Genomic DNA, 6496 nt, shown 5'->3' on the forward strand with positions numbered 1-6496 from the left:
TTTGGACTTTTTTCCCCTCAAAAAGTGCCAGCCATTGCGGGGATCGGGGGAAAATTCAGGTACTTTTTCCCTGAAAATTAGGTAGTTGACCACCTCAAAACTGGTAAAACCCCACACCCCACACCCCACACCCCACACCCAGCCACCACCGAAAAGCTTTTTCAGCAAACCCTAGGTATTCTTGATACTTTCCACAGTCAAGGGTAGTTATCATCGATCATTCATTTGATAGATGGTTTCGTGACTGAGAGATTCTTGACTGGCTCTTTTCAGACGACCTGCTATTTGTGGCTCTTCGGTTTGTGTTATGCAATGGACGGGGGTTATAAGGGATGGAACCCTTATAGAGAAAGGCATTTAGCGATTTTTGTCAATTGTTTTTATCTAGAGCGAACTAATCAATTAAGTCTCTTGCCAGATAAGGATTTAGTCGATTTATGCCCCCCTATCGAACCATAACAAGTAACGAAGAGCCCTATTTGTTCCGGACTATGATAATTTTTCAATCCTTTTTTTACCAACTCTAACGCCGACTCGCTGACATTTTTAAAGGGTTGTTTGGCATTTTTTCGGCGCGTCTCGCTTTGAGCTTGTGCTGTGTCAGGTAGATAGCAGCCGAGGGAACTTTGATTCCTTCTTAATTCTCGTGATATTGTGTTTTGATGACATCCGAGCCAGACGGCCATTTGCCGTTGAGATAAATTTCCCTCTTGACTAAGTTGGTAGAGCAAGTTTCTTGGTTCTATGTTAAGATGTTGTCGGCTCATTTTTGGGTCTGATTTGTTGTTGTTAATGCTCAGACAGTACCTGATGAGCCTTTCTTTTTCAACTCTTGAGGTTGATGCGTTTCATTTTTGAATTGACGATTTTTATGACAGAAAACAATGTAGCGCTATACGTTCTTAAAGCCTTGAAACAAGAGGGTATTGAACATATTTTCTTGGTTCCTGGCAGCAGTATCGACCCTTTCGTCGAGCATTGTCCGAACAACATGACGGCAGTTGTGGCGGCTTATGAAGGAGGGGCGGCTTTTATGGCTGACGGTTATGCCAGAGCGAGGCAAGGATTTGGTGTTTGTATTGGACTCGGTGGGCCAGGTGTGACCAACAGGGTGACGGCGATCGCATCCGCCCTGAGCGATACCGACTAGGGGGCGAAATTACAACCACAAGGCCTAAGTACAGGACAAAAAATGTAAGGACTGGAGAAAAAGAGAAAAGTTAGGTAATGAAGGATTGAGAATAAGATGACGAAGGTGGTCTAAACCTAGCCGAAAGAGGCTTTTTGCTCGGCGACCATGTTTCTTGATAGGAATTGGATTAAGATGATGTATCTCCAATCCTGTCTTGAGAGACCAGACCAAAGCTAAAGTCAGTAAGGCTAAAAGCTTACGCAGACGTTTTGGGTCAGTAAAGTGAGTAGATTCTAGACAAAACCCACGGGTCTTAAAGATGCCAAAAAGAGTTTCAATACCCCAACGTTGGGCATAATCCTGAATCAGACCCAGACAATCGGGCTGTCCAATGACGATGAGCAAAGAATTATCGGGTAAGCGAAGAGCCTCTACAGAAACGGGATAACCCCAAATTAGACAACTCCCCTGCAGACGTTGAGATTCACCAATGGCAAGATGGGCAAAAATAACCTTGGCGGCCAACCGCTTGCCATTGTACTCAATCTTGTCTGTCGCCCGAATTCTTAAACAGAAAGCCAGCATCGGTTCAAGCAAAAGATACCTCAGCCACGCCTGCCCAATAAACTCACGGTCTCCACACAAGCAACGAATCTCCGCAGAAGGAAAAATCTTCAGCATCTCCTCAATAAAACGCATCCGTTCATCGCTGTTTGAGTTGCCTTTTTTCTTCTTGAGCATCCACCAGAGAATGGGAATAGCTACCCCTTCATGGACAATGCCGACTGTGAGGATGTTGTAGTGATGACTACCAAATGACCAATTGGTGCGGTCAATACTCAATACCCAGGGTTGAGGGATATTGAGCCACTGGACTACAATGCGAGCTATTTCAGGGTAATCTATCTCGAAGTCCCCAAAAAAGCGTTGTAATCGTTTGTAATGGGACTCTACCAATACCCGACCTTCAAAACCTAGGGCTAATTCCTTGAGGTTGACGGTTTTTACTTTCAACAGAGCCAGTAAGAATAGAGCGAGGAAAGAGAGTCTTGCTCCGTGCCATCGCAAATGAGGTTTGAGAGCTTGTTTCAACGCATTATACTGGTTCATAGGGGTTTCGAGATTAGTGCTATTTCTCATAAAACCCCACTCCCGCCTACTTTTCAAGCTTTTTGTCCTGTACTTAGCCACAAGGCACATCCTTGGCAATAAAGTGTATAAGTTAATTTGGCTTACAACTATAAAATAATAAAGTTGAGGCCATAGATAATGTCCCAGAATGAGTCCAGTCATTTCATTATTTAATGCCTCTGGCTATTTGATACCCCCTACAGGTTTACTTTGGAGAAATTTTATGAAAGGAAAAAAAGTTCTCACGGTCGTTTTTGCAACTACGAAGCATATCCCTGCGAATGAGGTTACTGTTTCTTGTGAAGAATCGTTGTCTTCAAAGAGACCAATCAGGGGGGAGTATACTAACCATGAATGGCAGTACCGCATTTCTTTACCTTCGGATGCGGATAAGGCTACTCTTTGCTTCCATGTTAATGAGGATATTACGATGGAGCAGAATCCGATTGTCGTTTCTTACGATAATTCGCAAAAAGTCAAGTTTACGGATCAAAATATTTCATTTCCCAGCTATAAAAAGAGGTATCTCCACGCTGTCGAAAACTTACTTAATGAAGAAACCGACTTTTCCCGTCGATATGTGCCTAGCAATTTAGATACCAATCAGGAATATGATGTCATCGTCATTGGTTCTGGGATGGGGGGTGGAATCGTTGCCGATCAACTATCGGATTTTGGCTTGTCAGTCCTCGTATTAGAAGCTGGATCAGTTCATTTACCTTCTCATATTGGCAATACACCTATTCCGGCTTCGGAGGTGGATGTCAGAAAATCGGTAGCATACGACAACGCACCAGGATCAGTACTGAAAAAAGACGTACACCTGAACTTGGGAGGGCGATCGATATATTGGTCAGCTCTGATTCCCCGGATGAACAAATGGGACTTTGAACAGTGGGATAAAGAGATTGTTGACTACCTAAAACTGGGTGGATATATAAAAGCGGAAAGGCTTTTCCGAAAGAGAACTGAATACAACAACTACGAAAAAGTCTTTCGGGCTCGTCTGGAAGAGGAACTGCCAGATTATGATGTGCAGCACCTACCTCGAAGTTTCCATCAAGAAATGTCATGGATTACAAAGCGTCAAGGTAATCCAGATGAGCGCCCAAGGGGTTACTTCTCCACCGCAGCTCTATTACTCAACTCTGTCAGTTATCCAAAGATGAAGACTGGCGGAGAAAATATTACCATCAATCTCAATCACTTAGTTACCCACCTTGAATGGGAAGGACACAGGGTAACTAAGGTATGTTGTGAAGATCTCATCAATCACTGCAAACGAAGCTATCGAGGAAAGGTCATTGTTTTAGCGGCTGGAGCCACAGAAAGTCCCTGTATTGCTCTTAGAAGTGATCTGTCCGATAAAAGCGGAAAAATCGGTATTGGTCTTACTGATCACCAGGCAGCAGAACAATCTTTTGTCATCCCACAGATGGGAATGAAGACATTGATCACTGCAAAAGACCAAGTTAAAATTCTTATTCTGCCCAACCATGACTTAGAAAAGGAAAATAATCATTTTAGTTGTGAGCTTGCGATTAACCCTCGGATTTGGGAGCCTCGCTATGAGGATGATGATTTATTCCGAGAGGAGTTTGAAAATGATGATCGCATTACTGCTAAAATCAAGTTTCTTTTTCCCAGAAAGCTGAACGATTCTAACTGGGTCAAGCTTGGTGATATTCGCCCCAAGGTCTATGTAGCACCGATGGAGGATCGTCCCCTAGAAGTGGAAGCAAATGCCTTGAAGAAAAAAGTGTTTGAATTTTTGGGCGTTGATCTCTCTGAGGTAGAAAAGCCTCTTCAATATCGAGAAGAATCCGAGACCTACCACACTGGTGGCTCTCTGAGAATAGGCGAACATGGCACAGGTGTTGTTGATAAGCACCTAAAATTTCACGAGTATGATAATCTGTACTGCTGTGATCTGTCGGTCTTCCCGCACATTCCCACAGCAAATCCTTCGCTTACGTTGGGTGCTCTAGCCCTCAGACTGGCCGAGCATATCAATGAAGTGCATAAGTCAAAATAGCTTACAACTATTTAGAATCAGCAAGGTTAGCCTAATCATAGATATCCTGTTGCTAAAAATAGATAAGGAACAATATTCATCAATCTTGAGGTAATTCCTAATGAAATTTGCCGATCAGAATCTAGCCAAACCGCGACCAGGTAGTCTAAACGATTTTTCTTTACCTCGCCGTGAGAGTTATTACCCTTCCTCTGCGGATTGGAGAAATGAAGTGCTTTATTTTCTCTTGCCTGATCGTTTTAGTGATGGGAAAGAAAACACACGTCCTCTGCTGAATCGTCAACAACTGAATCAGTCTCGACCTAATCTGCCAAATGGACAGTCTTGGCGATTTGATAAATGGGCAGAGTCAGGCGGCGATCGCTGGCAGGGAGGAACGCTTAAAGGATTAGAGTCGAAGCTAGATTATCTAAACCAACTAGGGGTAACAACAATCTGGATAGGACCCATCTTTCAGCAACGGGGTCACTTGAATACCTATCACGGTTATGGTATTCAAGATTTTTTAGAGGTTGATCCTCGCTTTGGGACTCGCCAGGAACTGGTTGGTCTGGTCAATCAAGCCCACAAGAAGGGATTACGCATTATCCTCGATATCATTTTTAACCATTCCGGATATAACTGGGACTATGCTCCGGGTACTCCTGGGGGAGAACAGGAACCTCCCTATACGTCGAGTTGGTATCAGTTTGGCTCATGGCTAGGTGATCAGGGACAAATCATTGCAGGGAAGCCTCGAACTAACGCGGACGGGGTTTGGCCGAGCGAACTCCAGGAAGCAGATTGCTATACTCGGGCCGGCTATAGCGAGGGAGGCCTGGGGCGGGGAGATTTGGAGGATCCCAATGCCGAATTCCGGCGTTCAGATTTTATTAATTTGCGTGATTTCCAGTTAGACTATCCCCATCTTTTAGACAACTTAGCCCGGTGTTACAAATACTGGATCGCGTTGACAGACTGCGATGGCTTTCGGATTGATACGCTCAAGCATGTGACCTATGATCAAGCTCGAAATTTTTGTGGAACGATTAAGGAGTTTGCGGCTAATTTGGGCAAGAGTGACTTCTTTTTAGTGGGAGAAATAGCAGGCGGAGACTATAACCAAGACCGCTATCTGGATGTAGTAGGGCAGAACTTAAATGCTGCCTTGGATATTGGCGAGATGCGGGGGAATCTTAATCAGGTTGCCAAAGGGCTGATAGACCCAAGAGCTTACTTTAACGGGTTTGATCCAGGGAATGCGGTAATGGGATCACACCGGAACCTCGGACGGCGGCATGTTTCAATTTTGGACGATCACGATCATGTATTTGGTGAAAAAATCCGCTTTTCCAGCGAAGCTGCATCAGATCATCAGGTCGTTGCTGGGGTGGCATTGCAACTGTTCACATTGGGGATTCCCTGCATTTACGCTGGAACAGAGCAGGCATTGGCAGGGCCAGAAACGGCTGAACGGAAGTGGTTATCCGACTGGAAGAAATCCGATCGCTATTTGCGAGAGGCCATGTTTGGTCCAGAGCATCCCCGGCAATTCGGCGTGGCGGGCCTGCAATCCGTTGATCAAAACTTACCTGGCTTTGGGCCATTTGGGACAGCAGGTGCTCATTGTTTTGATTCCAATCATCCAGCCTATGTCCGGATTGGAGCTATGGCGGCAATCCGTAAACAGTTTCCAGTGCTGCGCTTAGGACGGCAATATTTACGACCAACCGCCATCCCTTTTCTGAACTTACCCTTTGGCGATCACGGACGGAGTGGAGAAATTATCGGTTGGTCACGGGTTTTAGATGACGAAGAAGCACTTTGTGCGCTAAACAGTCATGGAACGGATAATCGAGGAGCGAAAGTGTTGGTGGATGCCAATCTCAACCCAATCGGAAGCACTATGACAGTGGTTTTGAATACGGCTGAAGCGGCGGTTCCGGGTTACACGGGTCCTCATAAAGTGGGATCAACAGTCCCGGTACAACGACAAGATAAAATTGCCTACGTTGAAATTCAACCGATTCCAGCATCGGAATTTTTGATTTTGATAAATCAACCATAGTTCCTGTACTCATTAGACCTCTTGCATAAATCCGAAAACAAACGATAGAAACAATAATGGGAGGGACTTTCAGTTAATTATTTATTAGTAGTTGATAATCTTCAAAAATGTTGCTGTACAAGGATCGACTTAAGACTTTTGCAAGAGGTCT

General features: G+C 44.6%; 4 protein-coding genes and 1 pseudogene. 3 read left to right on the forward strand and 2 right to left on the reverse strand.

The features are described 5' to 3' along the window. Nucleotides 1-476 precede the first annotated feature (476 nt). Nucleotides 477-767, reverse strand: a pseudogene (locus tag O9295_RS17925) (transposase); the annotation flags it as partial. 74 nt (nucleotides 768-841) lie between these two features. Between O9295_RS17925 and O9295_RS17930 the strand changes: the two are divergent. Beyond that, on the forward strand, nucleotides 842-1150 hold the full coding sequence (locus O9295_RS17930) for a thiamine pyrophosphate-binding protein (protein ID WP_147072706.1): 309 nt from the start codon (nucleotides 842-844) through the stop codon (nucleotides 1148-1150). Between the two features lie 24 nt (nucleotides 1151-1174). Here O9295_RS17930 and O9295_RS17935 read toward each other — a convergent pair whose 3' ends face one another. Then, nucleotides 1175-2242 carry an IS4 family transposase gene (locus O9295_RS17935; RefSeq protein ID WP_287998355.1) on the reverse strand — a complete coding sequence of 356 codons (1068 nt, stop codon included), beginning with the start codon at nucleotides 2240-2242 and terminating at the stop codon, nucleotides 1175-1177. Nucleotides 2243-2486: 244 nt separating this feature from the next. On the opposite strand from O9295_RS17935, the gene O9295_RS17940 reads away from it, so the two are divergent. Then, nucleotides 2487-4298 carry a GMC oxidoreductase gene (locus O9295_RS17940; RefSeq protein ID WP_288034273.1) on the forward strand — a complete coding sequence of 604 codons (1812 nt, stop codon included), beginning with the start codon at nucleotides 2487-2489 and terminating at the stop codon, nucleotides 4296-4298. Between the two features lie 100 nt (nucleotides 4299-4398). Beyond that, a complete protein-coding gene (locus tag O9295_RS17945; protein WP_158201902.1) occupies nucleotides 4399-6345 on the forward strand; it encodes an alpha-amylase family glycosyl hydrolase in 1947 nt (648 codons plus the stop codon). Nucleotides 6346-6496: the final 151 nt, after the last annotated feature.

It is taken from the genome of Microcystis sp. LE18-22.4A, assembly GCF_027531105.1.
GTDB lineage: Bacteria > Cyanobacteriota > Cyanobacteriia > Cyanobacteriales > Microcystaceae > Microcystis > Microcystis aeruginosa.

Coding starts and splice junctions, on each gene's coding strand:
- O9295_RS17930 (WP_147072706.1), top strand. CDS start 842: ATGCGTTTCATTTTTGAATTGACGATTTTTATGACAGAAAACAATGTA.
- O9295_RS17945 (WP_158201902.1), top strand. CDS start 4,399: ATGAAATTTGCCGATCAGAATCTAGCCAAACCGCGACCAGGTAGTCTA.
- O9295_RS17940 (WP_288034273.1), top strand. CDS start 2,487: ATGAAAGGAAAAAAAGTTCTCACGGTCGTTTTTGCAACTACGAAGCAT.
- O9295_RS17935 (WP_287998355.1), bottom strand. CDS start 2,242: ATGAACCAGTATAATGCGTTGAAACAAGCTCTCAAACCTCATTTGCGA.